The 2,660-nt window shown below is 65.9% G+C and carries 3 protein-coding genes; all 3 read right to left on the reverse strand.

Annotation, left to right across the window (positions count from 1 at the left end):
* Positions 1–823, reverse strand: an 823-nt coding sequence (locus AB5Y85_RS03265) for an ABC transporter ATP-binding protein (protein WP_368221197.1), incomplete at its 3' end; no start/stop codon positions are given.
* Positions 820–1,788: a secretion protein HlyD gene (hlyD, locus tag AB5Y85_RS03270; protein WP_257687599.1), complete on the reverse strand. Its 969-nt coding sequence runs from the start codon at positions 1,786–1,788 to the stop codon at positions 820–822. The genes hlyD and AB5Y85_RS03265, both read right to left, overlap by 4 nt.
* A gap of 85 nt (positions 1,789–1,873) precedes the next feature.
* Positions 1,874–2,515, reverse strand: a complete 642-nt coding sequence (locus AB5Y85_RS03275; RefSeq protein ID WP_257687598.1) for a TetR/AcrR family transcriptional regulator — start codon at positions 2,513–2,515, stop codon at positions 1,874–1,876.
* Positions 2,516–2,660: the final 145 nt, after the last annotated feature.

Raw genomic sequence — 2,660 nt, forward strand, 5'->3', positions numbered from 1 at the left:
GCGTCATGCCCGTGTGCAGCAGCAGGCGAACCCGCTCCCCCGCCACAGCGCCATCCATCACTGCCGGGTGAGCCAGCGCCCGGCGCAGCAGGGCGCGCCGCTCGCGGCCATCCAGTTGCCCTGCCTCCAGCAGCCAGCAGCGGCTGGCCACGGCCCCCATCAGATCGGCTGGCGTGCCGCTGGTACGCACCTCGCCATCTGCCATCAGCAGCACGTGGTCGCACAGTTCCGCCTCATCGAGATAGGCGGTACTCCAGAGCACCGTCATCCCCCCTTTTGCCAGCTCGCGCACCATCTGCCAGAGGGCGCGGCGGGAGATGGGATCGACTCCGACCCCCGGTTCGTCGAGCAGCAGCACATCCGGGGTGCCGAGCAGGGCGCAGGCCAGCCCGAGTTTTTGTTTCATCCCGCCAGAGAGCTTGCCCGCAGGCCGCGCGGTGAAGCGGGCAAGATCGGTGAAGGCGAGCAGCCGCGCGAAGGTGGGCGTGCGTTCGGGCTCCAGTACGCCGCGCAAGTCAGCATAGAGGGTGAGGTTCTCCAGCACGCTGAGATCCTCGTAGAGGCCGAACTGCTGGGGCATGTAGCCGAGGCGCTGACGCAACAGGTCCCCCTCGCTCACCGGATCCAGCCCCAGCACCCGGATGGTACCCGCTTCGGGGATCAGCAGACCGGCCAGCAGGCGCAGCAAAGTGCTCTTGCCCGCGCCGTCGGGGCCGACCAGCCCGGTGATGCCGCCAGCCGGAATGGTGGCCGAGATGGCGTTGAGGGCGACCCGCTCACCAAAGCGTTTGGTGAGCCCCTCAAGGGAGATGGCGCAGCTCATGGCGCCAGCCTGACGGTGACCGGCATCCCTTGGCGCAGGGCCGGGTCGGGGTCCTGCACCACGATGCGCAGCCGGTAGACGAGGTGAGTGCGCAGGTCTGGCGTCTCCACCGATTTCGGGGTGAACTCGGCGGTCGGCGAGACAAAGCCCACTACCCCGTGATAGGGCTGATCCGGCCGCGAGTCGGTGGTGAGGGTCACCCTGGCGCCGCTCGGGAAGTGGCCGAGCCAGGGCTCCTCCACATAGGCGCGCACCCAGACTGGCGCGGTCAGGGAGAGGTTGAAGGCGGTCGCTCCGCTCTGCACCATGCTGCCGTTCTCGACAGCGCGGCTGATGATGATGCCGTCGCTGGGGGCGGTCAGGTTGGCATCCGCCAGCGCCAGTTCGGCACTGGCGAGCGCCGCTTTGGCTCCTTCCAGCTGGGCATCGGACTGGGCTATCTCTTCCGGGCGGTAGCCGGTTTCGAGCTGGGCGAGCTGTTCGCGGGCTGAGCGTACCTGTGCCTGGGTCTGATCTCGCTGGGAGCGGGCGGTATCGAGCTGACCGCGTGAGATGGAGCCGGTGGCGGCCAATGCGCTCTGGCGGCGCCACTGCTGGTCAGCTTCCAGCGCTGCGGCTTCGGCGGCGGCCAGTGCGGCCCGGGCGCGGTCGGTCTCTTCGCTGCGATAGCCTTTGTGGATCAAGGCGTTGGCGGCAGTGAGCGCGGCCAGATTGGCGCGGGCGCTGTCGCGGCTGTGGGTGAGGGGAGCCGGATCGAGGCGGGCCAGCAGTTGACCGGCTTTTACCCTATCCCCCTCATCGACCAGCACCTGATCGACGCGTCCGCCGACCCGAAAGGCCAGATTGACGTCGCGAATATCGACGTTGCCGTAGAGGATGGAGCCGTCGGCCGGGCGCCCCTGCCACCAGAGGTAGCCGCCGATAACGGTTAGCAGCAGGGCCACGATTGCAATGCGTTGCTTCATACCACTTCTCCTTGAGGATGGCTCTGCAACCAGAGGTCACCACTGAGAACGGCCAGCAGCAGAGCTACCATCGCGATGCATTGTTTCATACCGCTTCTCCTTTCTTCATGTCGGTGGGGCGCAGGCCGCGCAGGGCCCATACCAGCCGCTGTCTGGCGGCCTCGGGGTTGTCTATCTGGCTGAGAAAGGGGGCGGCCTTCTCGGGCAGCCAGCCGAGCTGACGACCACTGCCGGCGATGACCAGCGGCAGGCCGACCGACCCCATGATGAAGATCATCAGCTGGAGCGGGTGACCCGCGACCAGCGACCCTTCCGCCTGTGCCATCCGTACCTGTTCGATCAACAGCAGGGGGTGGCGGCGCGGCAGGCTGAGCAGAAAACGCTGGGCCGCCCCTTCGCCTGCCAGCGCATCGCCAAACAGGTGGTTGATAAAGCCGCGCTGGCGCGCCACCAGCCCGATCAGCGCCTCCATGGTGGCCTCGAACATGGCGATGGCAGAGGGGTAGGAACCTTTGGCTGCCACCGATTTGAGCTCGTCATAGAGGGGGGCGTACCAGAGCTCTACCAGCTCATCGATAAAGGCGTCGCGGTTGCCGAAGTGGTAGACGAAAGAGCCAAGGTTCACCTCGGCCGCCGCCGCCAGCTCGCGCACCGTCAGGCCGCGCAGCCCCTTCTCGGTGGCGATGGCGAGGCCGGTATCGAGCAGTTTCTGCCGGGTTGGATTCATCTCTCTGGTTCCTGTTGCGCAGCTTTCGATCTGATTTATACGTATGTATAAATCAATCACACAGAAGTTGATAGATCTTTTTTTGAGCAGATTTCAGCAGGGATGAAAAACGGCGGACTTTCGCAAGGGGCGGGATGAAATGGGT

This window comes from Aeromonas sp. R3-1, from assembly GCF_040908345.1.
Taxonomy (GTDB): domain Bacteria; phylum Pseudomonadota; class Gammaproteobacteria; order Enterobacterales; family Aeromonadaceae; genus Aeromonas; species Aeromonas veronii.

Bases quoted from the DNA above. Each gene is read 5' to 3' on its own strand.
- hlyD (WP_257687599.1), bottom strand. From the start codon at position 1,788: ATGAAGCAACGCATTGCAATCGTGGCCCTGCTGCTAACCGTTATCGGC.
- AB5Y85_RS03275 (WP_257687598.1), bottom strand. From the start codon at position 2,515: ATGAATCCAACCCGGCAGAAACTGCTCGATACCGGCCTCGCCATCGCC.